We start from the raw sequence: 26,224 nt of genomic DNA on the forward strand, positions 1-26,224 counted from the left end.
GGCAATCATTAGCGTTGAAATCGGGAGTGTAAAAGCAATGAATATCAGAATCCGGGCTGGTTTAACTCAATTTGCGTGGGGCATGAGCGTTTTGCTTTGCCTGACGGCCAATATCAACCTGGCCAGCCCTGCTGAAAGCATTGATATTTTAAGATCCACCCCCATGGAAGTGAACGGTTACGCTTCTGCCAAAGCCTTTCCCGAAACATTTACCACTCAGGATCAAGTGATTCAGGCTTTAAATAGCACCCCGGTGTTGCTGGTACATATGGAAGCCCTGCGGCGGGCTTATCACGATTTAGCGCCCGGCGAGCACGACAAATTGCTGGAAGCCATCCACAAACGCCGCCTAACCAACGAAAAAGACTTGATGCTGGGCTTTGACCACGGGTACGCCCAAATGGTTTTCAAGCAAAACAAAACCGGCCTGTTTTTCCTGAGAAAAGCCAACGACTATTTTAAAGATCAATTCTCCGCCCTGGCCTATGCCATGGCCCAAGTGGAGGCAGACATCAACCTGGAGAATTCCACCCCGGAAATTACCACCACCCGCAAAATGGATGCCACCTTCAAGCTGGGAGACGCCGTAATACGGGATGCCATGAATCACCAACCGGGATTTTGGCCCAGCTATATTCAGGTCATTGCAAAAATGAAACCCATGCCCGCTTACAAAAGCTTCAGCCATCGGGATTTCAGCTTAACCTATGTGCCCTATGGTGATTCAGTCACCTCCCTGCAAGGCGTTAGCACCAGCAGCTTGCCGCTCAGTTCAGCCGATGCCACCACCGGCAGCTTAACCGATGTTCCCTTGGGCAACACTTGCAGCCCGGATGAGGCCAGTCCGCTGGAAACTTCCTCTCAGCCCATTTCCGGGGCGAGCGTGGCTCAGCAATCCGCTATCTTTAATGGAAAGGCAGCCTTAATCCAGTTTTTCCCCAGCCCTGAGCCCAAGCAATATCATGTTCGGGTCACCGGTAACGATGGCCAGCCCATGGCCACCTTTACGGCCAACACCATTCCCCGCCGCATTGTGGAAGACCTTGACAAGGACGGCGTTTACGAAGTGGTGGTACGCCAGTACGCAGAGAATCCCTTGATGCCGGTGATTGTGTATCGCTACACCCCTTGCGGTCTGGAGCGGGATCAAAAAATCCACGAAAGCTTTCAGTAAATACAAAGATTGAATACCCCAAAAAAGAGCCGATTTTCACCGGCTCTTTTTTCATCGATTTTTCATAAAATTGAGTCCAGCCAATTTCATCAAGGAGATTTTATAAACTGGGCAAAGAAAGCGATTGCCGGTTACTAAGGGCGGCTCTTGAGGCAGCCAAGGTGTCGCAATCCTGATCTATAAAATGGGCAATCACCCGCATGGCTTCATCCATATCCCCACTCACCGGAAAAATACGATGCCCGGAACGATTTAAGGAGGTCATGCGAACCGGGGCCGACTGACCGATAATGGCAGCCAGCTTTTGCATTTCGGTATAAGGAATGGTCAAATCATAAACTGAATGAGCCAAGCTGACCGGCACCTGAATATGGCGCACCTGCTCCTTCATGAGAGAAAAAATAACACGGCTTTGCTGCACCAGTTTGGGAATATTCCACGGCTTGCAATCGGGGCGAGTGAAACGGGCCTTATCCCGAGGGGCGAAATAAAGCCCCCGAATCAGGTGAGGAATGGGCATGCGGGCCAGTCCAAGAACATAGTTATAAAAATAGGCATGCTCGTAAGGGGCCGAAAACACCACAATGCCTTTCAGCTTAACCGGCTGGGTGGCTGCGGTTAGCAAGGTACAAATGCCACCCAAAGAATGCCCCACCATGTACACCTCATCCACCTCCGCGGCGAAGCGTTCATACTCGGCGGCGCAATGGTCAAGAATTTCGATGGCGGAAGTTTCAAAAAAGCATCGGGCGGGCCGCTCTCCATGTCCCGGCAAAGTAATCAGGCGGGTGTGGTAGCCGGTTTGCTCCAACTGGGACTGCACCGGCATCATTTCAACCGGAGAGCCCGTTAAGCCATGAAGCAGCAAAACCCCTTTTTTGTTTCCACTCATAAAAATCCGCCCTAATTGTCCACGCACTAGACTGCTAGACGAGGGGTTCCCATCGACAGTTCCCGCGAACCGGCTATTTTTACAAATCGACTGACTTTCAAAGGCAAGCGCTGCGCTAAGCGTTTTCTCCAGAAGGGTTCACCGAAGGAGAAACGGGTGCGCCTTCGGGACGCGGACTGCCACTGCCCGGACGTCGAGGGCGACGATTTTGCCCACCGGAAGAAGGCCCGCCGGGTCGTTGTCCCCCACCACCAGATCGATGACCACCGCCACCGCCGCCACCAGGACCCCGGTAACGGCCACCGCCGCCCTGAGCGCCAGCAGGAACGTCTTCAAATTCAAGTTCGCAGCTCGGGTGCTTTTGCAGCCCCATTTTAACCCGACGCTCCAGCAGTTCCAGCGAACGCTTCTCATAAGGGGTAAAGAAGGTTACCGCCACCCCGGTTTCCCCCTTACGGGCCGTTCTGCCAATACGGTGAATATAGGATTCAGGATCGTTGGGCGGAGAGTAGTTAATAACGTGGGTGAGGTTGTTCACATCAATACCACGGGCCATAATATCGGTAGAAACCAGCAGCTTCAGCTTGCCAGAGCGAAATTCATCCATTACCTGATCCCGATCGCTTTGCTGCATAGCGCCATGCAGGCAATCAATGGGGTAGTAATCCCGCAGTTTACGGGTTAGCAACACCACATCCCGCTTGGTTTGGCAAAACACAATGCCGTACATATCCTGATTTTCTTTCATAATCTGACGCAGCAGGCGGTGTTTTTCCTCGTCTTTCACCACGTAGTAAAGCTGCTCAATATTGTCCGCCGTTTTGGTTTGCGGCTGAATCCGCACCTCTTCGGGATGATACATGTATTGATCGGCAATCTTGCGAATATCCGGGGAAATGGTGGCCGAAAACAACCAGGTTTCCCGCCCACCGGGCAAGTTTTTGAAGATGGACTCAATATCGGGCCGGAAACCCATGTCCAGCATTTCATCGGCCTCATCCAGAATCACCATGCGGGCATGCGACAAATCCAGGGTGACTTGCCCGATGTGATCCAGCACCCGGCCCGGTGTGCCTACAATAATCTGGGCTTTGCGCTCCCGAAGGGATTCTTTTTGCACAAATACATTCTCACCGCCAAAAATGGGCAAGGCCACAATGCCTTTTTCGGCCCCAATGCGGTTCAACTCTTCAGAAATTTGCTGAACCAGCTCACGGGTGGGACCCAGAATCAAAGCGTCAATGGTGCCGCTGCCAGGTTGCAAACGACTGATCAGGGGAATGCCAAAGGCGGCAGTTTTACCGGTACCCGTAGGCGCTTGGCCTAAAAAATCCTGTCCGGTCAAAAGTTTGGGAATGGCCATTTCCTGAATGGGGGTCATCTCGTGATAACCCATGTGATCCAGGGATTTTAAAACGGCGGGGTCAAGGGAGAGTGTGTGAAATTGAGTCATAAAATTAATTGTACACCTGTCTGGTTGGGATGCAGTAAAACGGATTATCGAATAGAGTCTTGCTTCATCAGTTCGGTAAAATAATCCCGAATGGCGCCCAAAGGCTGGAAATCGGGGAGTTTGGAGCGCTTGATAGTAGAATCAGACTGAACAGCCTGAGCAGGCTCAGTAGGCAGAGCAGCCTCTGGCGTTGCGGGCAAATATTCAGGCTCATTCATCATTCAGTAGGCTCCACGGTTTGAACAATCGGCTTATCCAAGTCCGGGACGTCAGAATCAACGTTCGGTTCTTGGGCCGATGGCGGGACTGGTTGGGTTTCAGCTGGCGCTTCAGCGTCACTGTTTGAATCAACGCCCACCAATTTTAAAAATTGCGCCCGCTCATCGGCGGAAACAAGGCCCGTTGATTCTTCAACCGGTTTAACCGGCGCTTCCTCAACCATTTCCACTTCTTTAATCGGTTCACGATCAATCAGTTTCAAGGCTTCCTTGGCATTCAGACGTATTTTAAGCGGCAAAGTATCAATGCGGCTGATTTGGCGCAAAATATCAGCGGTGCGCCGGAATTGCCTCACCATATCGCCTTCTCCAATGTTGGTCATGCCAATCAGGCGCTCCCAGGCATAGCCCATGGCCCATGCCTCTACCAGACCACTGGCCACCGGATTCAGGAGAATGCCCACTTCCACATGATGCTTACGCTGCAAACGATCCACCCGCTTGAATAGCAGATCCACCTTGCCCAAGGCTTCCATCACCGGATTCGACAATCTAAACTTCACGTACAAATTTTCCCGGTTGCTGTCATTCAGCAGGGCTGACAAGGTGGCCGCCAACTGAGGGGCGGTCAAATCATCAATGACGCCTACCGCCAACAGGATTTCAGCCATGGCGTACTCGTTCTCGGAACGAATCTGGGCGGTTAAATCCCCCCGCTTGGTGGGCTTGTCGTTCTCATCCAGATACTCTGATTCCCGTAAGAGGGCGTAAATATTCATAAACCGGCGCCAGTGGGTATCATTTTCCTCAGCCAGCAAGCGATTAACCGTTTTCAACTTGCGTTGTTCCCGCTGAGTGCGCTCTTCCACCCGCTCATGCTTACGAATCAAATCGCACTTATGGCAAGGGCTACTGTTCACCGTGGTTCTCAGGTTGTTGAGTTTTCCTTGTTCATGGCTCAACTGCTTATGCACCTCGGGAGAATTTCCGTGCTGCTTGAGCTGTTTTTGCAAAATCCGCACAAAGCGGGCTGACTCATGCACCAGCTCTTTGGCCCGTAAATAACCGTGAAAATCTTTGTCACTCACCTCATAAGGGCATTTGAAATCCAGCAGTTGCTGAAGTTCAAACTCGTGGTGCGCCTTGGATTCTTCCAGCGGACGCAGGCGACGGGCGGCGGTAAACTGACCAAAACTCTGACGGATCAAAAATTCGGCCTGCTTCAAGCTGTGTTTTTGCAGCAAGTTCAACACCATGCCGTAGGTGGGGGTAAACTGGCTATTCAGCGGATCGGGCGGACTGCTGGCCAGCGTCGCCACTTCCATGGCCCCTTCGTACTGAGAACTGACCACCAGAACATAACCAACCGCATCCATGCCTCTACGCCCGGCCCGACCGGACATTTGCAGGAATTCGCTAGCGGTCAGCAGTCGGTGGCCATCGTTGGTGCGCTTGGAAATTTTGGTGATTACCGTAGAGCGAGCTGGCATGTTAATGCCCGCAGCCAGCGTTTCTGTGGCAAATACCGCCTTAATCAACCCTTGCTGAAACAGGGTTTCCACCAGGTGTTTCATGGCGGGCAATAACCCGGCATGGTGACTGGCAAAGCCGTTTCGAATAAATTTGATTTGCGGGCTGCTTTCCAGAAAGGGATTTTGAGCCACGTAGTCATCCACTTTCTTTTCCAGCAGCTTGCGCTCGGCAGGGCTGAGCAACTTGAGCGGAAAGGTGAATTCAAGATGCTTGTCGCAATCCTTGCGGCTAAAGGTAAAGAAGATGGCAGGCAGCATGTCCTTTTCCGCCATCAGGTTAATCAGCTCGTTGGGCCGGAAAAAACGGTTGGCCTTGGGCAAGCGCTGTCCCTTTAAATCCAGCTTGAGTTTCCGGCTCAGCTTTTTCTGGCCATCCGGGCCGGGTGGTTCAAACAAGGGGAGCAAGCGATCCCGATCGTAAAAGGAAAACCGCAGCGGAACCGGTCTAAAATCGCTCCAAATCAGGCGGGTATCGTGGTGAACCTCGTTAATCCAGTCGGTCAGTTCAGCGGCATTGGCCACCGTGGCTGACAGGGCGATTAACTGAATGTTGTCCGGGCAGTAAATAATGCACTCTTCCCACACCGTACCCCGCTCGGAATCGTTCATATAGTGGCATTCATCCAGTACCACATAGCCCAAATAGCTCAGTACGCTGCTATCCCCTTCAATGCCATACAGCATGTTCCGAAAAATTTCGGTGGTCATTACAATAATGCGGGCGTCCCGGTTAAAGGAAGAATCGCCGGTCAGCAAACCCACATTGGCCTCACCGTATTGTTTTTTGAGATCGAAGTACTTCTGGTTGCTCAGCGCCTTGAGGGGGGTGGTATAAAAAATCTTTTTGCCTTCAGACAAGGCTCGCATAGCGGCGTATTCAGCCACAATGGTTTTTCCGCTGCCGGTAGGGGCGCACACCACCACGCTATGTCCTTCAGCGATACTGCGAATGGCTTGCTCCTGAAACTCATCCAACGGAAAGTCCAACTGGGCCTGAAAATCTTCTAGTTGAAAACCGGACATTAGACGCCCCCCTGTGGTAAGGCGATGGACTTCGCCGCCAAACGGGTCAAAACACCTTGCAATAAATCCATAAATCGCTGGCGGCTTTGCTCGGCAGTGTCCATCACTTCCTGATGGCTTAATTTTTGCAGGGACAAGCCCGCCGCCTGATTGGTAATACAGGAAATCCCCATGACGTTGAGGCCCATATGATTGGCCGCAATCACTTCTGGCACCGTGGACATGCCCACTGCATCAGCCCCTAACCCTCTGAGCATTCTCACCTCGGCGGGGGTTTCGTAAGTAGGGCCGCTTAACCCTGCGTAAACCCCACTGGCCAGTTCAATATTTTGTTCAGAAGCCACCTGCTTGGCTAGGGTTCGCATTTCTTGATTGTAAGCCTCACTCATATCAGGGAATCGAGGTCCTAGCATATCATAATTAGGCCCCTTCAAGGGATTATCGCCCATCAGGTTCAAATGATCCTCAATCAGCATCAGGGTGCCGGGCTGAAAATCGGGATGAATACCACCCGCTGCGTTGGTGACCATCATAAACTCAATGCCCAGTTGCTTCAGTACCCGAACCGGAAATACCACCGTATCCATGGCATGTCCTTCATAGTAGTGAAAACGCCCCTGCATACAGGCAATGGCGAAACCGGGAGCGGCCTCACCCAATACCAGCCGCCCCGCATGGCCCTGCACCGAGGATTGCTGGAAGTAGGGAATATCCTTGTATTCAATATAGTGGGGATTTTGAAGGGTTTCCGCAAAAGCACCCAACCCGGAACCCAGCACAACCAAGCCCTTCAATTGCGGATACGGGGATTGATTTTGAATAAAGGCAACCGCCTGGGCCAATTGTTCCTGAAAAGTCATCCTGAAAATCCTGTCTGGCTTTTGGGCTATAATTTTGATGTGCGTTCGTTTTAGACGCCTTATTAAAGTTTTAAAAAGCAGGCAACGCCCATGAACATCATTGAGATTATAGATAAAAAACGCCGGGGTTTAACGCATTCCGAAGAGGAAGTCGCCGCACTGGTACAGATGATGGAGTCTGGAAAAGCGCATGATTACCAGATTTCGGCCTGGTTAATGGCCGCCTGCATCAATGGATTAAACATGGACGAAACCACCTGGCTGACTCAGGCGTTCGTCAACTCCGGCAAAAAAATGGATCTGTCCGAAGCGGGCGGGGTGGTAGTAGACAAACACAGCACCGGGGGCGTAGGCGATAAAACCACACTGGCTTTGCTGCCCATGTTGGCCACCGCAGGGGTTAAAGTAGCCAAGCTGTCCGGCCGGGGGCTAGGCTTTACCGGCGGCACCATCGACAAACTGGAGGCCATTCCCAACTTCAAAACCTCATTAAGTGGCATTGAATTTGTAGAGCAAATCCAGAAACTAGGCATGGCCATTTCCTCTCAAACAGCGGATTTAGCCCCTGCCGATGGCAAAATGTACGCCCTGCGGGATGTCACCGCCACGGTGGCCAGCATTCCGCTGATTGCGGCTTCGGTCATCTCCAAAAAAATTGCAGCCGGAGCGGATGTGATTGTTTTAGACATTAAATACGGCGCTGGCGCTTTTATGGGAACGCTGGAAGAGGCCAAAAATCTGGCCTTTACCTGCCGGGAAGTGGGAAAACGGCTGGGAAAAAGTATTTCTACCGTCATTTCCGCCATGAACCAACCCTTGGGCTACGCCATTGGGCATAGCCTGGAGGTGATGGAAATTGTAAACCTGCTGAAAGGCAAAGGCCCTCAGGATTTAGAAGATTTGTGCGTGAGGCTGGGCGGCGTTTCTCTGGTGGGCGCAGGCACCTATGCCACCCTGGAAGAGGCCGAAACCCGTTTGCGCCAAGAGCTTTATGATGGCAGCGCCCTGGCCAAGTTCAAGGAACTGGTCAAAGCCCAAAAAGGCGATGTCGCCGCGCTGGATGACTTTAGTTTGTTGCCTCAGCCAGACCGGGTACTGATGCTGCCCTCTACTGAAGCTGGGTACATTGCCAATATTGACGCCCTGGAAGTGGCCAAATCCGCAAAAATGGTAGGCGCAGGCCGCCTGAGCAAGGAAAGTGGCATTAATTTAGGGGTTGGGGTTCTGCTTCGCAAAAAAGTGGGCGATAAAGTCAAAATGGGCGAAACGCTGGTAGAGCTTTACGCCGATGACCACGATCACCGGGAGGCTTTGCAAGTGCTGAAAAACGCGTTCACCTTCTCACCAGAACCAGTGACAGCGCCCCCTTTGATTGAGGAAGTACTCATGGGCGATGTGTGCGCCAAAGGACTAAAAATATCCGTTTAAAGCCCTAAAACAGCTTTTTCTGAACGGGTTCAGCCTCAAACAACTCACCCACCGGGCAATCCAGAATATCGCAAAGCCGGTCCATGTTGTCATAACTGGGCTGAGTGCGCCCACTGGCCCAGGAATACACAGTCTGCTGCGGTAGCCCCAGCTCTTTGGCAAGGCGATACAAACTCCAGGCATTTTTTTCCCTGGCAATATCCTTGATTTTCACTTTCATACTAAAAAATCACCCGCTGCTTGATGGTGGCTCACCCGGATCTGTGATGTGGCTTTATCCCAAACGACCAAGGCCATAAAGGCTTTTTTACGAAAGTACCCAACAATCGGGTTACTTAACAAAATTATACACAAGAATCTGTAGAGTAGCGCCCTTTCTTTTCGCCGTATTTCCCCACAAAAAACGCAAAATCAGCCACAGGAATTCCCCCCCGCAGAAAATGCCTTATAATGAACCCAATAAGTTCAAAATAGGGCAGGGAGCAACATACAATGGAAATTTTGCTGTTGGGTAGCATACTGATTCCCGCCCTGTTTGTGGGGACTTTGTTACTGGTTGATTATGTGGAACGGGTAGGAGCGACCATGCAAGAACGGAAAGCCATTATTTTTGAAATTTACCGATACGCCGTTTGCTTTTTAATGGTAATCGTCTTCGGCCTTAGCGCCTTTCAACTGCTAGGGGCTTTAATTGGTGAGGGCGGAAATCCACAGGCATTAACCCCACCCGCATTGGGCAGCATTATTAGCGGCTTCATCTTCCTGATTCACTGGTTGATCAAAAACCCGGCCTTGCCCGCCAGTCAAGCATCCAAACCAGATTAACCCACCTTTTTTTAAAGGCTTAAAAACTGCGGCTTTTAAAGAACACTGGAAGAAGAGGCGTTTTGGGTGGCATCAGCGTCTTTACCCCAATCCACGCAATCAATCACGTCGCCATGACGATTGATTGCCTTCAGCCACAAATGATTTTGGGTGACCTCAAGCAATAAAAAGTGGTGCGTTTTCAGGCGAACTTCCGAATGGGGCTGGGTCTTTCTAAAGTTATACAGGTAACTGCCCCCACCCCCGGAAACCACATAGCGAACCCCTTGAATGGGGGCAAAACGCTCATAATCATGGTCATGCCCTGCCAGGTACAGATCCACGCCATAGCGAATCATGAGAGGCTCCAGCACTTTACGAGCACCATCAGTATTGCCATTGCGCCCGGATGAATACATGGGATGATGCCCCACCACAATTTTCCAGGGGGCCTTGCTTTCAGCCAAAGCGCGCTCAATCCAGGCCCGCTGCTCAGGACTTCGCACAAAAAACGTGGTATTTAAAATAAAAAAATCAACCGGGCCTTGAGAGACTTTATAGTAATCCTTGGGCATCTTGAAGTAGGACATTTCATCTTCACGATGCCCGTTACGGTCATCATGATCGCCAATCGTGGCTATAAATTGTATATTGCGCTCAATCAAGCCCGCATACGGGTTTTCAAAGTGAGTTTTGGCCAGTTTCTTGATGTCGCCATTCGGGTAAATGTTATCGCCTAACAGCAAGGCCAAGCCAAAAGGCTGCCGCTGATGTGCTTTGACCATTTGCTTAGCCAATTTGGCCTGAAAGGGAGTGCCTTGACCAAAATCGCCAAAGGCAATAAATCGCAGCGGCTGCTTAGAGGAAGGAGCGACCCCACAAACCAGCGGGGTTTCAGGTCGGTAGAAATCAAAATCCTCAAAAAAGAAAGCCCAACCCAAGCCCACCAATAAGAACAGCAAACTGAAGAAAATGATAGAAAGAACCGTTTTTTTTCGTTTGTTTTTTAAAACAGAGTCTGGCTGGGTCATCGCACACACTTTCTCACGCATGCCTGCTTTTTATGAGGGAGTGCCTGAGGGCGAAGCGCAGGCTGAACCCACTGGGCCTGATCAATGGTGCTACCCGTCTTATCCACCACCCTCATTTTCAGTTGATTGCCCTTTAGCTCAAAATCCAGAAAGTGATGCGCCTTCAGATAAATCAGGGACTGAGGAAGCGGCTTATCAACGTTACGAAGATAAGCCCCACCACCACCGGAAACAATGTACTGAACCCCGTGAATGGGCTTAAAGCGCTCATAATTATGATCGTGGCCAGCCAGATATAAATTGACCCGATAGTCAATCAACAGTGGCTCCAGCGTGTCTTTCAAGCCCTGATTAGAGCCATGCTCACCTGATGAATAAACCGGATGATGGCCCACTACGGCCTTCCAGGTTGAAGTGGAAGCCGACAACGCTTGCTTTAACCACTGTTGTTGAACCTGATCATTTGCGAAATGGTTGGTATCAATCACGAAAAACTCAACACCCGGCTTTTTAACCGAATAATAATAGCCAGGCATCTTGAAAAAGCTCAACTGATCAGCCTGATGGCCGCCTACAATGTCGTGATTACCAATGGCCACTATAAAATGAACGTTTTGACGAATCAGCGCCCCGTACATATCTGTAAAGTAAGGTTTTCCGAATTTTTGAATATTGCCATCCGGATAAATGTTATCACCCAGCAGTAAGGCTGCCTCATAAGGGTCTTTATCCAGCTCCATGGCCAACTGGGAAGCCACATCTTGCTGAAAGGGAGTGCCAGCGCCCCAATCGCCAAAAGCCACAAACTTATAAGGCTCTTTCAAAACTTGCGAAAGCTCTTGAGGGGCCAAAGGGCTTTCCAACGCCTGAAGCTTGGCTGAAGCCAGTAATTCCTGACGACTCCACCAACCCAGCAGCGCAACGGCTACCAGCAGAAAAAGCCCGGTCAGCAGTTGCCCAATCTTACCTCTCATAATTAAAGCTCCTTGCAAAAGATCTCACTTATAAATAAAGAAAGATACATCTGATCACGAATGGCCTTATAATAACCCATCCCCTGATTGAATCCAAAATGAAGGTCAGTCGCAACAAATTTACGGCATCTCACAGGGAAATCTTGTCAGGGGCATATGCTTTTGTTAGAGTATCAATCCTCAATGTAGGCTTGGCCCTTAGAGTCCCCTCTATCCGTCATCAGTGTCCACGGAAGCCCAGTCTCACCGTAGTTTCCTTTAACCCAGGAAAATTTGCGGCTCCGAATTGTAAAGATAAATAGCCCTTTATATAGGAAACAAAAAGGCCAATGACAAACGAAATGTCCAACGAAAACGATAAGCCGCTGGATCAAGCAGTTCAGCAGGGCCAGGATGCTGCCCCCCAACAAGCTTCAGCACCAGAAGCACGTCCCCCACGCGCTGGCGGACCGGGTGGACCGGGTGGACCCGGTGGTGATAGAGGCCAAAGAAGAGGCCCCGGTGGCGGACCCGGACAAGGACGCGGTCAAGGCCGTGGACCTGGTGGCGGACCCGGACAAGGACGTGGCCCAGGCCCCGGACAAGCCGACGATGCCGAGCGCAGCGAGTGGAAAGAAAAAGTAATTCAAATCCGTCGGGTAACCAAGGTGGTCAAGGGCGGTAAGAAGATGTCTTTCCGGGCCGTTGTAGTGGTCGGTAATGGCAAAGGCCAGGTCGGCATTGGCATTGGCAAGTCCAATGAAGTCATTGGCGCCATCCAAAAAGGCGTGGCTGCGGCTAAAAAATCTTTAATTGATGTGCCGCTGCACAACACCACCATTCCTCACCCTGTAAAAAGTAAGGCTGGCGGCAGCGTGGTAGTATTGCGCCCCGCTTCCAAAGGTACCGGGGTTATCGCTGGCGGAGCCGCTCGGGCGCTGCTGGAACTTGCCGGGATTGAGAACATTCTGTCCAAATCCTTGGGTTCCAACTCCCCTTTAAACGTGGCTCGAGCCACTTTAAAAGGCCTTGCGGAGCTACGCACGTTCGAACAAATCGCACGTGCCCGTGGGAAAACCGTCAAAGAAATCCTGATGTAGACCTTATTTGAATTCGGAGAAAATTTTAAATGTCCGCTAACGAACAACAGAAGACCGATCGTCAGGTCAAAGTGACGCTGACCCGTAGCTTGCTGGGCAGGCCCGAAAAACATCGCCGGGTCGCACGCGCTTTGGGTTTGACCAAAACCAACCACACTGTGGTGCATTATGATACGGCGGTTATCCGTGGCATGATCACCAAAATTTCCCACCTGCTCACCGTGGAGACTGCATAATCATGTCAAAGAAAACAACTGAAACCACCGCAGCCCCTGAGGGCGAGGTCAAAACCTTTCTTTCCTTAACCGATTTAAAACCAGCCAAAGGCTCTGTGAAAGCAAAGTTGCGGGTTGGACGCGGTCGGGCCAGCGGCGCCGGTAAAACCGCCAACCGAGGTCACAACGGTGAAGGCCAGCGTTCTGGTCGTTCCAGAAAACGTGGCTTTGAGGGCGGTCAGATGCCCGGTTATCGCCGTATGCCAAAAATCAACGGATTTGAACTGGTCAATCCCCGCCAATGGCTGGAATTGAACGTTGAAGATCTGGAACAGATTTTGCTGCCTGAAGAAAATGAACTGACCTACGATTTGCTGCTGACCGGCGGGCTGATGAAAATCAAGCACGACGGCATCCGGGTTCTGGGTAAAGGCGAAGTAAAGCGCAAAATCACAGTAGAAGCGCATTATGTGACCCCTTCCGCCCGTCAGAAAATCGAGGCGGCTGGTGGCAGCATTCGCTTGATAGGCCCCGCCGAAGCTGCAGAAGCTTAGGTCGCACTATCCAAGGTACTCCATATATTTGATTAAAGAGGATTCTTCGGTGGCTAAGCCCAAAGCAGGCGCAATACCGGGAGTCGGCGACATCCAGGCAATGTGGGAAGCGTCCGGCCTCAAAAGTAAATTAATATTTACCATTCTGATGCTGGCAGTTTTTCGCCTCGGTGTTCATGTTCCCGTGTGGGGCGTACATCCAGAACTGATTCAAGGCGCACTTGGCAACCAGTTGCTAGGATTCCTGGATATGTTCTCCGGCGGCGCTCTCACAAGCGTTTCCGTATTAGCCCTCGGTATTGGCCCCTACATCACTTCTTCTATCATCATGCAGCTTTTATCCGTGGTTATTCCGCGTTTAGAAGAATTGCAGAAGGAAGAAGGAGAGGCTGGCCGCCGAAAAATCTCTCAATACACCCGTTACCTAACCATTGTGCTGGCCGGATTTCAGGCCGTTTTGATATTGCGTTTAATCGGCAGTGCCGGTGCCATTGATCCCAATATCACGCCTTGGGTATTTTATGTGCAGGCGGTGTTAACCTTAACGGCAGGCGCTGTTTTCGCCCTTTGGGTGTCAGAAATGATTACGGAACGGGGCATCGGCAATGGCGGCTCTCTGCTCATTTTCGCTGGTATTTTGTCCCGAGTGCCCTTCTACTGGACCCAAACCGAGCAATTGGTTTCTAACGACGCCCAAAAATCATTTTTTCTGGTGCTTTTGCTGGGTATCTATCTGGTAACCATCGGATTAATCATTGTCTTGCAAGAAGCCACCCGGAAAATCTTTATTGTCAGCGCCAAACGCCAAGTGGGCAACCGAATTTACGGCGGACAAAACACGCACATTCCTTTTAAAATCAATCCAGCCGGTGTAATGCCCATTATTTTTGCCTTTGCTGTATTGGCTTTCCCCAGTACTATTTTTGCCTTTTTACAGCAGCAAAACCCAACGGGCATCATGCGTGAAGTGCTCAACTTCTACACCGTTTACCTGGCGGCAGGAAAACCCGCGTATATCGTGGGTGAATTCCTTCTGATTGTCTTCTTTACCTTCTTTTATTCATCGATCATCCCCAGCATGCAGCCCAAGGAAATTGCCGATAATTTGAAAAAATATGGTAGCTCCATTCCAGGCGTAAAACCCGGTCGACCTACAGCCGAAAAGCTGGGCGAAATTCTAAGCCGAACCACATTTATTGGTGCTTTCGCCTTGGCTGCCATTACCTTAATCGCCAGCTCAGCCACCAGCATTACAGGCATCACCACCTTACAGGGGCTAGGAGCCACATCGCTCATTATTATGGTAGGTGTAGCGCTAGACACGGTGAATCAAATCAGAGTTCACTTACTGGCACGGCAGTACGAAGGATTTCTCAAGTAATCCGGTCAATTGAAAGATAACAGCGACTTATGACTGATTTTTCAAAAAACTTAAAAAACAAACTGCTTTTCCCCTTTGTGGCGCCGCCCAATGGTGGGAAAGGGACTCAAACTCAAATTTTATCTGAACGCTACCATCTACCCACCTTTGATATGGGCTCTACTTTTCGAGCCATTATGAAGGAAGGGAAAGATCCCGAGCTTAAAGCTGAGCTGGAATCTTATATGAATAATGGGAAATTGGTACCCATTAAAACCGTAGTCAAAGTGTTTCAAAAAGGTCTTGAAGCACTGGCAGCTGACCATTCAGAAGCAAAAGGATTTATTCTGGATGGCTTTCCACGCAACCAGGAGCAAGCCGATGCCCTTCTAGAGCTTTGCCAGCACTGGGAAGCGGAGCTGAGCAAAGCCATTTATTTGAATGTCAGTCTGGACATTGTTAAAGCACGAGCCACAGGCAGAAGATTTTGCAGTGAAAACGCGCGTCATGTTTACAATGTCAATGATGAGTGCCTCGCGCCCAAACAGCAAAAAATCAGCCCGGATGGCTCAATAGCCACAGATCAACAAGGCCGTGCTATTGGATTGTGCGATATTGATCAGGCTGAATTAATTGTGAGAACTGATGATGAGCCGCAAACTGTAGAAAAGCGTTTGGCTGAATACCAAAAAGAAACCAATCCCCTCATTGAACATCTTCAGGAAAAAGGATATCTTGCCGAAATCAATGGAGAACAGGCACCTGAAAAAGTAACATTGGCGATTGAATCGCTCATCCAACCCATCCTTGGCTTATCAACCGCTTCCTAGGAGCTTTCCCATGCCCGAACGTATTGATCGTAAATCCAGACATGAAATAGGCCTAATCCGAACTGCGGCCAAAATCAACGCAGAGGCGCATCAGGCTGTGCAAGCCGCCATCAAACCGGGGATCAGCACGTTGGAACTGGATGAGATTGCGGAATCTTATATTCGCAAAGCAGGTGGAGTACCCGCATTCAAAGGTTTATACGGCTTCCCGAAGACCTTATGCATGTCGGTCAATGAAGAAGTGGTGCATGGCATTCCAAATGCCGAAAAGATTCTCCTGGATGGAGACGTGGTTAGCGTAGATTGTGGAACCATTTATAAAGGATTGTATTCCGACTCGGCGGTGACCTGGCCCGTTGGAACGGTGAAGCCGGAAGTTTTAAAACTGCTCGCCGCCACAGAGGAAGGTCTACTGGCAGGTATTGCTCAAATGCGCCCAGGAAACTATCTGGATGACATTTCAGGGGCCATTGAGGATGTTTGTAAAAAGTACGGCTATGGCCTGGTTCGCAATTATGGCGGGCATGGCGTTGGGAAAAAGCCGCACGAAGCGCCTTTTATCCACAATTTTCGTACCGGAGAGCAAGGCCCTAAGCTAGAAGAAGGCAATGTACTGGCCATTGAGCCTATGTTTAACCTGGGCGAAGATGACGTATACACCGCAGCGGACGAATGGACAGTACTTACAAAAGATCACTTGCCCTCGGCTCATTTTGAGCATACAGTAGTGGTTACCAAAGGGGAGCCTGAAATCCTGACTCTTCTGCAGTGATTACCGGCACCCAGTCGCATTATTAGGAATCAGCAAAAGCACTTATGGCCAAAGACGTCATCGAAATGGAAGGCACCGTCCACGAATCCCTCCCCAACGCTATGTTTCGGGTAGAATTGGAAAATGGTTTGGTGATCCTCGCTCATATTTCTGGTAAAATTCGCAAAAACTTCATTCGTATTCTGCCTGGAGATAAGGTCAAGATAGAACTGTCTCCCTATGACCTCACTCGTGGGCGGATTACATACCGTCTTAAATAGTCCATCCCCCTTAAATCGAAGGTTAGACCCATGAAAGTCCGTACATCTGTCAAAAAAATGTGTGAGCATTGCAAAGTCATCCGTCGCAAAAAACGGGTAGCCGTCATCTGCTTAAACCCCAAGCACAAACAGCGTCAAGGATGATTCTGTCTTAGCCTCCCTACTTCGGCAGGGTAGGCTATTTTTGTGTAACGCAAGAGGAATTACCTTTGCAATTATTGCAAAAGTTTATGTCTTTTACCTCAAATTCGACTCTCCTCTTGATTCTAGTTTACTTTTAATTTAATTTTAATTTTCAACAGTGCGAATTCTTAAAAAGAAAACGTGCTCTTTGTTTTCTTTTTCAAATTTCAGTTAAGTTTAAGACCAGTTAATCAGGAGTCCCAATGGCCAGAATCGTCGGAGTAGACCTCCCAAGAAATAAAAAGATGCTGTATGCCCTGCCTTACATTTACGGTATTGGCTTGTCGCTGGCACGTAAAATTTTGCAAATCACTAAAGTCAACCCCGATAAGCGGACCGATGATTTGACTGAGTCTGAAATCAACGCGCTGCGGGATGAGATTGAAAAGAATTATCAAGTGGAAGGTGATTTACGCCGTTCTGAAGGCTTGAACATCAAGCGGCTGATTGAAATCAACTGCTATCGTGGGCAACGCCACAAGCGCGGCCTGCCGGTGCGTGGCCAGCGTACTAAAACCAACGCCCGTACCCGTCGTGGTAAGCGTTCGGCCCCGATGAAGAAAAAAGCTTAGCCCCATCGCTGATTCATTTGAATCAAGGTTAGGTTTTTATATTCAAAGCTCTTGTTTTACCTGTCTTTTAACTGAAGCCTACTTCACTTTCACAAGTTTTTAATGGAGATAAAAAGTCAATATGGCTGACAAATCTGGAAAACCGAAACGCAAAGAGAAGAAAAATATTCTTCAAGGCGTTGTCCACATTCAATCTACATTTAACAATACTATCGTTTCAGCGACTGACCCCCAGGGTAACGTTATTGCTTGGGGAAGTTCAGGCTCTGAAGGCTTTAAGGGTGCGCGTAAAGGCACTCCCTTTGCAGCCCAATCTGCTGCCGAGTCTGTTGCTAAAAAAGCCATGGACAATGGCATGCGTGCTGCTGAAGTCTACGTGAGTGGACCTGGAGCAGGGCGTGAGACGGCTATTCGCGCTCTACAAGTAGCCGGTTTGGAAATCAGTTTGATTAAAGATGTGACACCCATTCCACACAATGGTTGCCGTCCACCCAAACGTCGTAGAGTCTAAAGATTTATTAAAAAATCCCCATAGGAGTTTTTGTCTTGGCACGTTATCGCGATTCAATCTTCAAGCAAAGCCGTAGAGCTGGTACTATCCTTGATATCAGCCCCAAAGCCGCGAAAATGAAAAACAGCAACCCGCCGGGTCAACACGGCGCTGCTCGTAAAAAACTATCTGAATATGCTGTCCAGTTGGCAGAAAAACAAAAAGTGCGCCGTACTTACGGCTTGGTTGAAAAACAATTCCGCCGCACTTACGACAAGGCTGTTCGCAAACAAGGCGTTACAGGAACGATTTTATTGCAATTGCTTGAAAGTCGCCTGGACAACATCTTGTTTCGTTCTGGGTTGGCGACAACACGTCCTCAGTCTCGCCAACTAGTGAGTCACGGGCATGTGGAAGTAAATGGTCACAAAGTTGACATTGCTTCTTACCAAATGAAGCCTGGTGATTTGCTAACCGTGCGTGAAAAGAGCAAGGCGCTTGTCAAAACGCTGCAAGCAGCTAATCCTCACCACACCCCCATGGTCCCCCATTGGTTGGAAGTCGATGAGAATAATCTGGTCGTCAAGTTCAAGAGCATTCCTGAGCGTGAAGATCTGGATCAGACCATTAACGAAGCACTGATCATTGAATACTATTCTCGTTAATCCTAGTCGCATTGATCTACTCGTAAAAGCATTAATTTTGGAGTAACAGAATACATGGATCAGCCGCTGAACATTAAATGTGTCAATACAACCACTGATTCCGATGGTTCCATTTATGGCAAGTTTGTAATCGAGCCACTGGAAAGAGGTTACGGCACTACTTTAGGTAACTCTTTAAGAAGAGTCTTACTTTCCAGCTTGCAAGGCTGTGCAATTACCTCTGTGCGTATTGAAGGCGTTACACACGAATTCACCACCATTCCTGGTGTGGTAGAAGATGTGCTTGATGTAATGCTGAACCTTAAAGGCGTTGTGCTGAAAAGTAACAGCGATGAACCACTCTACATCCGACTGGATGCAGATAAAGTGGGCCCCGTTGTGGCTGGCGATCTTGAAGTCCCTGCGGATGTAAAAATCGTAAACCCCGATTGGCACATCTGTACTTTAAGTGAAGGGGCAAGCCTCCATGCGGTAATGACCGCAGAAGTGGGCAAAGGATATGTTCCTGCTGATACCAACACCTCCAACAAGGCTGTGGATACGTTGACGCTGGATGCTGTATTTATGCCCATTCGCCGGGTTGCTTACAGCGTTGAAGATACTCGTGTAGGCCAACGTACCGATTATGACAAGCTCTTGCTTGAAATCTGGTCCAACGGCAGCATGGATGTCAGTTCCGCTTTGAGCCAATCGGCCAATATGCTGATTGAGCATTTGGTTCCGATCGCTTCCCTGAGTGGCATTCCAACGTTGGTCACTCAAGCCCAGCAGGAAATTGAAAGCAAGGAAGAAGTACAAGCTCCTAATATCAGCATTGAAGATTTAGAGCTGTCTGTACGTGCTTTTAACTGCTTGAAACGGGCCAACATCAACAGTATTGCGGAACTCCTGACCAAATCAGAGAACGATTTGCTGAACATCAAGAATTTCGGTAAAAAGTCTTCTGATGAAGTGATTGAGCGCTTGCAAGCATTCGCCTTGTTCCTGCGTCCCGACCCAGAAGGAACTGTCCTTCCCGTTGACGTAGAATAAATATTAAAATCCCCTCAAATAAAAGGAACCCATCATGAGACACCGCTGTAAAGTTGACCACTTGGGCAGACCCGCTGACCAGCGCAAGGCGTTGATCCGCACGCTGGCCACCAGCTTGTTCACGCATGATGAGATCACCACCACCTTGGTGCGGGCTAAAGCTTTGAAAAAACACGCTGATCGCATCGTTACCTTGGCAAAACGCGGTGATGTCCATGCGATTCGTCAGGTCAGAAACCTGATTTATCATAGCCGTACGGGTGAAATGCTAACTGATGAGAAAAACAGAGAAGTGCCGGAAACTGTGCTTCGCCGTATTTTCAGTAAGGTTGGCCCCCGGTTTGAAAACCGCAAGGGTGGTTATACCCGCGTGGTTCAAATGCCTCCCCGTCGTGGTGATGCTGCTCCGATGGCTTTGATTCAACTGACTTTCGAGTTGGCTGAATAGAGTTTTACCGGTTATTTGGCAAGCTTTGAAAAGAAACAGGCATGACAGACGTCACGGTACAATCCAATTATCTTCAACCAGAAGAGAGCGATTCGATTATAAGAATCGCTCTTCTGGTTGAGTATTGTGGCCAATTTTTTCATGGCAGCCAATTCCAGCCTCATCTGCAAACAGTGCAATCGTCCGTACAAGACGGCTTGCGAAAGCTGAACCTGAAAACCTCTGCCGTTAGCTTTGCCGGGCGAACTGATGCCGGTGTGAACGCTCACGGGCAAGTGGCGCACTTTGACATTGCAAAAGAGGCTTTGATCAACGTACAGAACTTGCCTGCTGCGCTCAACGCCCAGCTTCCAGACAGTGTAGCGATTCGTGACTGCTGTTTGACTGTGAGCAAGCATTTTCACAGTCGCCGGGACGCACAATATAAGTGGTATCGCTACCGTATCTATAACGGTCGGAATCGTACCGCTTTAATGGGTCCTGATTGTATGCATTATGCCAAGCCGGTGAATGCGGAGCGCATGAATCAGGCCGCCCAGTTGTTGCTAGGCGCTCATAATTTTAAAAGTTTCAAAGATTCAGACAGCCCGATTACCAATGATATCTGCGATATTCGCCATATTCAGGTTAGCCGGGATCAGGATTTTATTAATTTTGACGTTGCCGCCGACCGTTTTCTGTATAAAATGGTCAGGAATATAGCAGGTCAGCTTTTGTTCATTGGGAATACCGAAACTTCCCAGTCTCCTGAAAACATTTTAGACGTGCTGGCCGAGCAAGACCGTTCAAAAGCGGCTTTTACGGCTCGTCCTGAAGGTTTAAGCCTGATGGCAATTATCTACCCCTCCCCGTTCAACTACTTCGAGTCGGATTTACGCGTCCGACAGCTCACCCAACTATTCAAATTGAACCAAATGGAGTCCCTGCAAAATGAAAACCTATTCCGCAAAGCCTCTTGAGCTTGAGCGTACCTGGTGGGTAATTGACGCCGAAGGTCTGACCTTGGGCCGCCTTGCCAGCGAGATTGCCAACATACTGCGTGGCAAGCAAAAACCTCAGTACACCCCTAACGTTGATACCGGTGATTTCGTCATCGTGGTTAACGCTGAAAAAGTCAGAGTGTCTGGCAGCAAGAACACCACCAAGCTGTACCGCCGTCACTCTCACTATCCCGGTGGATTGAAAACCGTTAAATTTTGCGACATGATTGCCAACCGCCCGCACAAGGTTTTGGAAATCGCCGTCAAAGGCATGCTGCCTCACAATACGTTGGGCCGTCAGCAATTCCAAAAAATGTTTGTGTACGCTGGCGCTGAGCATCCGCATGCCGCTCAAAAACCAGTTTCTTACCAGTTCGTAAAGGAGGGCGCTAAATAATGGCAGCCGCATATCCTAAAGTAGGTACTCGTGGCACTGGCCGTCGTAAGGAAGCCATTGTTCGTGTCCGTTTGATTCCCGGCAATGGCCAGGTCATTATCAATGGCAAGTCCATGGATCAGTACCTGGGTAACCGTAAAACGCTTCACATTCCAGTTAAGCAACCTTTGGTGGCTGCTGGTGTGGAAGATCGTTACAACGTATTGGTTAACGCAACCGGTGGCGGCATTGTGGGTCAATCCATCGCCATTCGTATGGGTGTTGCCCGTGCTTTGAAAACCATTAGCAAAGAGTACGAAGTGGTCATGCGTAAAGAAGGTTTCTTAACCCGTGATGCGCGTGTGAAAGAGCGGAAAAAATACGGCTTGAAAAAAGCCCGGAAAGCTTCCCAGTTCTCCAAGCGTTAATTCGCACCGATTCCGCAGGACTTCAAAAAATGCCTCCAGGGTTTTCCCGGAGGCATTTTTATAGCGCTATTGTTGGCAGGGCTCGGAAGAGGAATCGGGATGAAGGTGAAAGGGATTGGGCATATTCAGAATTAACTGGCGCATATCCTCTTCCAGATTCGCCGCGATTTGCCGGACGAAGCCTTTTTTATCAGCTTCATACGCCTGAAAGTGAGTTTGTAAATTGAGTACCTTACCCAACTGAACCATGGCGATACGTGGATGGTTGAGGCGGGCCTCTCCATAAATTTCTCGCTCCAGGCGGCGAATCATTTCAATAAACCGCTCGGGCGAACGATTTTCACGAAGGTAAGTTTCATCGTAGGTTAAAAAATAAACCACCCGGTCCAAGTCTTTGTAGAACTCACTGAGCGTCAGGCGCAAATGCTCAACCATCCGCTTTTCATAATCACTCAGGTCAGCCGGATCATCGTAGCTATGAATCATATGATCCATGGTGTTGCGGATTTCCCGTAAACGATTCAGGGCAGGGGCCTCCAAATCAAGCTTCAGGCCTAAAAACAGCTCCATTTTTTGAAGCATTCGATTGCGAATGGCATCCACCCGTTCGGTAAAAGTGGCTTGGGGCAAAGCCGCCACTTGATGCAAGTCCTCTTGCACTTTCAACACAGCCTCACCCACCGCCCGAATGCGGACATATCGATCATCCGCCGGATCGGGATGGAGTCCCACCGATTTTTCCAAATCAATCAGGGCCTGCGCCATGGCCGGATCATAGCCCGGCGCGTAAAAATACTTGATGGCAATCGGCGCCACATAAACCGGAGGATAGGTGGCCTCCGCCAAATGCGGACTGAGTTTGGCCAGCTTGGCAGCCTCCTTGGCCAAGCATTCCTGCGCCCAAAAGGCCAGTTGTATTACACCGGGTTCAAACGGAATCAACGTCTCATTGCCTCGGGAAATTTCGCCTTCAATAAAAATAACCAGACGATGAAGCCCTTCCATCAAAATTTTCCGGGACATCATGAAAGAGTCCCGATCCGCCGCCCCCCGAATGACGGAATAAGCGCCCACCCGGCGTAAAACCCAGCCTCTGAAACCATGCTCCCAGTCAAATACCTCTCGGGCGGCCACAAAGTGAAACACCTCATTCAGCCGCTTGGCCACCTCAAAAAGAATCAGCGGTTCCTCACCCGTGGGGTGATTGGGCAATAGCAACATACGCCGCCCTCGATACTGCCTGAGCTTTGCCAAATCCGCGTCTGAAATTCGGACTTTCAGCCCCCCAAACTGGTTACGCATCATAAAGGGTAGCAGCCAGCGCACCGCATTGACCACCAGAGGGTTTATAATAGGCGATAAAAAAGCACGACCAGACATCCCCGCTCCCCCTCCCGTCATTCAATTAGCCCATCAATGCCGTGGAAGAATCTTTCTGCCAGTTGCTTAAAAGGACAATAGCAGCTGAACCAGCCACCACAGAATGGCGCCCACCAAAAACAGGGAAAAGGAAATCAGGGGAAACATCACGATCATGGCTCTTTCGGGATTGGCGGCCCAAAAGCCGGGTTTGGTTTTTACGCTCATGGCGGTAGAGTTACCTTTCTCTCAGCGACTGGAAAATAGAATGCAATAAAAGTGGCCGTAACTATAGGCTCAAGGAAACCACAGATACCCGATGACTCAGGCAAAGGGCAAACCTGAATGCATTATAACAAGGGCAGCCATCAGAGGCCATTTATTCCCGCCAAGTTACACGCTTTGGTTTACGCGGGGCAATGCTCGGTCTATGCTGGATTACAAAGAGCATGAGCGCAATGATTGAAACCTCAGACCGACAAATCCACTATTTAACAGCCCAATGGATTTTGCCCGTTTCCAGCGCACCCATTGAATGGGGCTTTGTGGCCATTCAGGGGGAGCGGATTCAGGCCGTAGGTCATTACAACGAACTGCCGGAATCATGGGCCGTTCCGCCGCCGCAAGCAGGCAGTCTAATCACGCCGGGGCTAATCAACACCCACGTTCACCTGGAGCAAAGCTTTCCAAAGCCGATACCCAAGGCGGAAACCGAACCGTTTGTAGACTGGTTGCTGAATGTCATCCAGACCACTCGTCCCCAAAACGAGCCGGAAGCCAAGTTCAATCGCTGCCTACAGGGCGCTGAAGAGGCGTTAAAAACCGGCACCACCTTCCTCAACGATATCGCTTCAGGTGCTGAGAGCTTAACCGCGCTTCAAAAAACCGGATTAAAAGGCTTCGTCTCTCTGGAAGTGTTTCACCCCGGCTTTGAGCCGATCCAGATTGAGCATTGGCTTAAACAATACCAAGCGCTACAGGATAGCGCCCAAGGCCATCCCCGCGTTCAAGTTGGCCTATCCCCGCACTCGCTTTACAATGTATCGCCTCAGGCATGGCAAGCGTTGCAAGCAGCGCTTCATCCGCCCCTAATCCATACCCATATGGCCGAATTTGAGGCGGAAACCCATTACCTGGCCGGAAACCCTTCTGATATCGACAAGTTGCATCAGCAAGTACTGAATAAAACGTTCAAGCCCAAACAGCCTACCTCTTCTCCCATTCAAACGCTGCTCAACCATCACCTTTTGGAAACCCCCACCGTGCTGGCGCATGCCATTCACACCACCGCCCACGATCGAGCATTGATGGCCTCTTTTCCGGTGGGCATTGCCCATTGCCCCCGCAGTAACCTGGCCTTGCACAACCAAACCCTGCATTGGCCCCACTGGCAAGACAGCCCCATTCCCATGGGGTTGGGAACCGATGGCCGCCTCAGCACTCCCAATCTGGATTTGCGAGACGAGGCCCGTTGTGCCATTGGGCAGCACCACTGGACGCCTGAACAAGCCCTGTACAGCCTCACCATGGGTGGGGCCAAGGTGTTGCAAATGGCTCAGGCGCTGGGCAGTTTAGAAGCCGGTAAGCAGGCGGATTTGGTGGTTTGGCAAGCCACCGCCTCGGCACAAGGCAGCTTGCCAGCGGCGATGATCTTTGATGCTGACACCCGGGTGATTCACGTGATGGTGGACGGGGAAAGCCTGTTGACGGGAGAAGAACCTTGAACCAGCCCTTACGCCCCTTTCTCATTGGCAGTATCAGCCTCTACGCCCTGTTTTTACTGCCCTCTTTGTTGCTGCTTTACTACGCAGGCCCCACCGATAGCGGCCTATCCACCCACATGGGAGAAAGCTGGCAGGCTACCCTGTGGCATTTTCCGGGCTTGGAAGAGTTGCCCAGCCGGGTGCTGCTGGATGCGCTGGAAGCCGTTGCCATTGCCGCCTTGGGCTGGCTATTTTACCGGGGATTTCTTGGCCTCAATGCGGCACCCACACAGGAACAGGACAAAAACCCCACTTTAGCCGTCACCGTGCTACTATGGGCGGCCCTTTGCGGGGGACTGTTAATTTGGGTCACGCCGTTTCACAGTAGCGATATTTTTGGCTACCTGAACCGGGGCTTCCAGCAGAGCGTGTTTCACACCAACCCCTACGTCACCACCATTGCCCAAATCCCGCACTGGCAAGACAGCCACCTTTTGCATGCCCACTGGATTGACAACCCCTGCCCCTACGGCTTTTTCTTTGCCCGGCTGGCCGAGTGGCTAACTGGTTGGGCGGGTCATTCTTTTATCTCTGCCTTTTTACTATTTAAAACCCTGAACTGGTTTCTTTTACTAGGCACCACCGGCCTCATTGCTCACATTGGCGCTCGGCTGGAATTAAAGCGCCCCTGGCTGGCCGCTTATCTGTTTGGGGCCAATCCGCTGGTGTTGCTGCATGCCATGGGCAATGGCCATAACGATATCGCCATGGCCTTTTTGCTGATGGCATCGCTGGCCTGTCTACTGAGTGAGCGATTCCGCTGGATTAGCCTACCCCTGCTGACCCTCTCCATTCTGACCAAATACGCCACGCTGCTGGCGCTGCCCTTTGTGGTGATTTACCTGTTTCGGCAAAAAGCCTATAAGGCGTTGTTGTTGGGTGCTGCGCTGTCTTTTCTGTTAACCGGATGGCTGGCCAATGGCTATATTGATGCCCATCAACCCTGGCAATGGCGGGATATGCTGGATAACGCCGGAAAACCCCAGCATTCCATCATCAGCATGCTGGAATCCCTTGTTTATTACCCCCTCAAATGGCTGCATTTGCCAGCCAAAGCCCTCAGTGAGGGCTTCCTCAAAATTCTGAAGCCGTTGTTCTGGTCGCTGTTCATTGGATTTTATGGATGGCGAATTTTTCAGTGCCTGCGGGCCAAAATAACCGAAGCCGCTGTATTTTATGAAATTGCGCTGGTCACGCTGGTGATGATTGCCTTTGTAAGCGCCAAGTTCCACCCGTGGTACCCGGTTATGTTCTTGCCGCTCACCCTGCTTCTCCCCGAAAAAAGCAAACTGCGGCAATTTACCCTGATTTTTTGCCTGTTTCAACTGGCAGGATTCACCGTTTTTCAAAACCTGCCGGTACTCAACGTGGTCATACTCACACTGGTTCCGGCGTGGCTGGCCTGGAAAAACACACGGCTGTTCCGCTCCAGCCCAACCGACTAAAACGCATTGGCTCAACTGGAAACA

At 50.2% G+C, this 26,224-nt stretch carries 31 protein-coding genes; 21 read left to right on the forward strand and 10 right to left on the reverse strand.

Features of this window, described 5'->3' with window-relative positions; genetic code table 11:
• Window positions 1-37: 37 nt before the first annotated feature.
• Window positions 38-1,174 carry a hypothetical protein gene (locus ACEW81_RS00425; RefSeq protein ID WP_373530986.1) on the forward strand — a complete coding sequence of 379 codons (1,137 nt, stop codon included), beginning with the start codon at window positions 38-40 and terminating at the stop codon, window positions 1,172-1,174.
• A 100-nt stretch (window positions 1,175-1,274) separates the two neighbouring features.
• Here the strand turns inward: ACEW81_RS00425 and ACEW81_RS00430 are convergent, their stop codons facing one another.
• The 5 genes from ACEW81_RS00430 to ACEW81_RS00450 form a co-directional block, all read right to left on the reverse strand.
• Entirely contained in the window at window positions 1,275-2,066 is a 792-nt protein-coding gene (locus tag ACEW81_RS00430) for an alpha/beta hydrolase (protein ID WP_373530987.1), read from the reverse strand.
• A gap of 115 nt (window positions 2,067-2,181) precedes the next feature.
• Window positions 2,182-3,519: a DEAD/DEAH box helicase gene (locus ACEW81_RS00435; RefSeq protein WP_373530988.1), complete on the reverse strand. Its 1,338-nt coding sequence runs from the start codon at window positions 3,517-3,519 to the stop codon at window positions 2,182-2,184.
• Window positions 3,520-3,563: 44 nt separating this feature from the next.
• On the reverse strand, window positions 3,564-3,740 hold the full coding sequence (locus tag ACEW81_RS00440; protein WP_373530989.1) for a hypothetical protein: 177 nt from the start codon (window positions 3,738-3,740) through the stop codon (window positions 3,564-3,566).
• Window positions 3,737-6,292, reverse strand: a complete 2,556-nt coding sequence (locus ACEW81_RS00445) for a DEAD/DEAH box helicase (protein WP_373530990.1) — start codon at window positions 6,290-6,292, stop codon at window positions 3,737-3,739. The genes ACEW81_RS00440 and ACEW81_RS00445 overlap by 4 nt, the downstream gene beginning before the upstream one ends.
• The gene (locus tag ACEW81_RS00450) at window positions 6,292-7,152 is read right to left on the reverse strand and encodes a purine-nucleoside phosphorylase (protein WP_373530991.1); all 861 of its coding nucleotides are present in this window, start codon (window positions 7,150-7,152) and stop codon (window positions 6,292-6,294) included. The genes ACEW81_RS00445 and ACEW81_RS00450 overlap by 1 nt, the downstream gene beginning before the upstream one ends.
• Before the next feature lie 90 nt (window positions 7,153-7,242).
• Here ACEW81_RS00450 and ACEW81_RS00455 point away from each other — a divergent pair, with 90 nt between their 5' ends.
• Window positions 7,243-8,580: a thymidine phosphorylase gene (locus tag ACEW81_RS00455; RefSeq protein ID WP_373530992.1), complete on the forward strand. Its 1,338-nt coding sequence runs from the start codon at window positions 7,243-7,245 to the stop codon at window positions 8,578-8,580.
• 4 nt (window positions 8,581-8,584) lie between these two features.
• Here the strand turns inward: ACEW81_RS00455 and ACEW81_RS00460 are convergent, their stop codons facing one another.
• The gene (locus ACEW81_RS00460; protein WP_373530993.1) at window positions 8,585-8,800 is read right to left on the reverse strand and encodes a helix-turn-helix transcriptional regulator; all 216 of its coding nucleotides are present in this window, start codon (window positions 8,798-8,800) and stop codon (window positions 8,585-8,587) included.
• A 272-nt stretch (window positions 8,801-9,072) separates the two neighbouring features.
• Here ACEW81_RS00460 and ACEW81_RS00465 point away from each other — a divergent pair, with 272 nt between their 5' ends.
• Window positions 9,073-9,405: a hypothetical protein gene (locus ACEW81_RS00465; protein WP_373530994.1), complete on the forward strand. Its 333-nt coding sequence runs from the start codon at window positions 9,073-9,075 to the stop codon at window positions 9,403-9,405.
• 35 nt (window positions 9,406-9,440) lie between these two features.
• Here the strand turns inward: ACEW81_RS00465 and ACEW81_RS00470 are convergent, their stop codons facing one another.
• Window positions 9,441-10,415 (reverse strand): metallophosphoesterase, encoded by a 975-nt coding sequence (locus ACEW81_RS00470; protein WP_373530995.1) that lies wholly within the window; start codon window positions 10,413-10,415, stop codon window positions 9,441-9,443.
• On the reverse strand, window positions 10,412-11,389 hold the full coding sequence (locus ACEW81_RS00475) for a metallophosphoesterase (RefSeq protein WP_373530996.1): 978 nt from the start codon (window positions 11,387-11,389) through the stop codon (window positions 10,412-10,414). The genes ACEW81_RS00470 and ACEW81_RS00475 overlap by 4 nt, the downstream gene beginning before the upstream one ends.
• Window positions 11,390-11,730: 341 nt before the next feature.
• Between ACEW81_RS00475 and rpsE the strand changes: the two genes are divergently transcribed.
• From rpsE to rpsI, 16 genes are all read left to right on the forward strand, one after another.
• A complete protein-coding gene (rpsE, locus tag ACEW81_RS00480; RefSeq protein ID WP_373531046.1) occupies window positions 11,731-12,468 on the forward strand; it encodes a 30S ribosomal protein S5 in 738 nt (245 codons plus the stop codon).
• A gap of 29 nt (window positions 12,469-12,497) precedes the next feature.
• The gene (gene rpmD / locus ACEW81_RS00485) at window positions 12,498-12,704 is read left to right on the forward strand and encodes a 50S ribosomal protein L30 (RefSeq protein WP_373530997.1); all 207 of its coding nucleotides are present in this window, start codon (window positions 12,498-12,500) and stop codon (window positions 12,702-12,704) included.
• A 2-nt stretch (window positions 12,705-12,706) separates the two neighbouring features.
• On the forward strand, window positions 12,707-13,237 hold the full coding sequence (gene rplO, locus ACEW81_RS00490; RefSeq protein WP_373530998.1) for a 50S ribosomal protein L15: 531 nt from the start codon (window positions 12,707-12,709) through the stop codon (window positions 13,235-13,237).
• A 49-nt stretch (window positions 13,238-13,286) separates the two neighbouring features.
• Window positions 13,287-14,618, forward strand: a complete 1,332-nt coding sequence (gene secY, locus ACEW81_RS00495; RefSeq protein WP_373530999.1) for a preprotein translocase subunit SecY — start codon at window positions 13,287-13,289, stop codon at window positions 14,616-14,618.
• 29 nt (window positions 14,619-14,647) lie between these two features.
• Window positions 14,648-15,427, forward strand: a complete 780-nt coding sequence (locus tag ACEW81_RS00500) for an adenylate kinase family protein (RefSeq protein WP_373531000.1) — start codon at window positions 14,648-14,650, stop codon at window positions 15,425-15,427.
• A 10-nt stretch (window positions 15,428-15,437) separates the two neighbouring features.
• The gene (gene map, locus ACEW81_RS00505; RefSeq protein ID WP_373531001.1) at window positions 15,438-16,199 is read left to right on the forward strand and encodes a type I methionyl aminopeptidase; all 762 of its coding nucleotides are present in this window, start codon (window positions 15,438-15,440) and stop codon (window positions 16,197-16,199) included.
• A 44-nt stretch (window positions 16,200-16,243) separates the two neighbouring features.
• Window positions 16,244-16,459, forward strand: coding sequence for a translation initiation factor IF-1 (gene infA, locus ACEW81_RS00510; protein ID WP_144102307.1), 216 nt, complete (start codon window positions 16,244-16,246; stop codon window positions 16,457-16,459).
• A 30-nt stretch (window positions 16,460-16,489) separates the two neighbouring features.
• A complete protein-coding gene (rpmJ, locus tag ACEW81_RS00515; RefSeq protein WP_373531002.1) occupies window positions 16,490-16,603 on the forward strand; it encodes a 50S ribosomal protein L36 in 114 nt (37 codons plus the stop codon).
• Window positions 16,604-16,845: 242 nt separating this feature from the next.
• Complete coding sequence (gene rpsM / locus ACEW81_RS00520) at window positions 16,846-17,214, forward strand: 30S ribosomal protein S13 (RefSeq protein WP_373531003.1); 369 nt, start codon at window positions 16,846-16,848, stop codon at window positions 17,212-17,214.
• Between the two features lie 121 nt (window positions 17,215-17,335).
• Complete coding sequence (gene rpsK / locus ACEW81_RS00525) at window positions 17,336-17,725, forward strand: 30S ribosomal protein S11 (protein WP_373531004.1); 390 nt, start codon at window positions 17,336-17,338, stop codon at window positions 17,723-17,725.
• Between the two features lie 35 nt (window positions 17,726-17,760).
• Entirely contained in the window at window positions 17,761-18,369 is a 609-nt protein-coding gene (gene rpsD / locus ACEW81_RS00530; protein WP_373531005.1) for a 30S ribosomal protein S4, read from the forward strand.
• A 54-nt stretch (window positions 18,370-18,423) separates the two neighbouring features.
• Entirely contained in the window at window positions 18,424-19,401 is a 978-nt protein-coding gene (locus ACEW81_RS00535) for a DNA-directed RNA polymerase subunit alpha (RefSeq protein WP_373531006.1), read from the forward strand.
• A 34-nt stretch (window positions 19,402-19,435) separates the two neighbouring features.
• Window positions 19,436-19,849: a 50S ribosomal protein L17 gene (rplQ, locus tag ACEW81_RS00540; RefSeq protein WP_373531007.1), complete on the forward strand. Its 414-nt coding sequence runs from the start codon at window positions 19,436-19,438 to the stop codon at window positions 19,847-19,849.
• Between the two features lie 41 nt (window positions 19,850-19,890).
• The gene (truA, locus tag ACEW81_RS00545; RefSeq protein ID WP_373531008.1) at window positions 19,891-20,808 is read left to right on the forward strand and encodes a tRNA pseudouridine(38-40) synthase TruA; all 918 of its coding nucleotides are present in this window, start codon (window positions 19,891-19,893) and stop codon (window positions 20,806-20,808) included.
• The gene (gene rplM / locus ACEW81_RS00550) at window positions 20,780-21,226 is read left to right on the forward strand and encodes a 50S ribosomal protein L13 (protein WP_472922799.1); all 447 of its coding nucleotides are present in this window, start codon (window positions 20,780-20,782) and stop codon (window positions 21,224-21,226) included. The genes truA and rplM overlap by 29 nt, the downstream gene beginning before the upstream one ends.
• On the forward strand, window positions 21,226-21,633 hold the full coding sequence (gene rpsI / locus ACEW81_RS00560; RefSeq protein ID WP_373531009.1) for a 30S ribosomal protein S9: 408 nt from the start codon (window positions 21,226-21,228) through the stop codon (window positions 21,631-21,633). The genes rplM and rpsI overlap by 1 nt, the downstream gene beginning before the upstream one ends.
• 66 nt (window positions 21,634-21,699) lie before the next feature.
• Here the strand turns inward: rpsI and ACEW81_RS00565 are convergent, their stop codons facing one another.
• Complete coding sequence (locus ACEW81_RS00565; protein ID WP_373531010.1) at window positions 21,700-23,013, reverse strand: lysophospholipid acyltransferase family protein; 1,314 nt, start codon at window positions 23,011-23,013, stop codon at window positions 21,700-21,702.
• Between the two features lie 66 nt (window positions 23,014-23,079).
• Complete coding sequence (locus tag ACEW81_RS00570) at window positions 23,080-23,220, reverse strand: hypothetical protein (protein WP_373531011.1); 141 nt, start codon at window positions 23,218-23,220, stop codon at window positions 23,080-23,082.
• Window positions 23,221-23,441: 221 nt separating this feature from the next.
• Between ACEW81_RS00570 and ACEW81_RS00575 the strand changes: the two genes are divergently transcribed.
• Together ACEW81_RS00575 and ACEW81_RS00580 are read left to right on the forward strand one after the other, a co-directional pair.
• The gene (locus ACEW81_RS00575) at window positions 23,442-24,716 is read left to right on the forward strand and encodes an amidohydrolase family protein (RefSeq protein WP_373531012.1); all 1,275 of its coding nucleotides are present in this window, start codon (window positions 23,442-23,444) and stop codon (window positions 24,714-24,716) included.
• Window positions 24,713-26,200 (forward strand): MptA/MptB family glycosyltransferase, encoded by a 1,488-nt coding sequence (locus tag ACEW81_RS00580; RefSeq protein WP_373531013.1) that lies wholly within the window; start codon window positions 24,713-24,715, stop codon window positions 26,198-26,200. Before ACEW81_RS00575 ends, ACEW81_RS00580 begins: the two co-directional genes overlap by 4 nt.
• Window positions 26,201-26,224 lie beyond the last annotated feature (24 nt).

The sequence above is a fragment of the Vampirovibrio sp. genome (genome assembly GCF_041737375.1).
Lineage (GTDB): Bacteria > Cyanobacteriota > Vampirovibrionia > Vampirovibrionales > Vampirovibrionaceae > Vampirovibrio.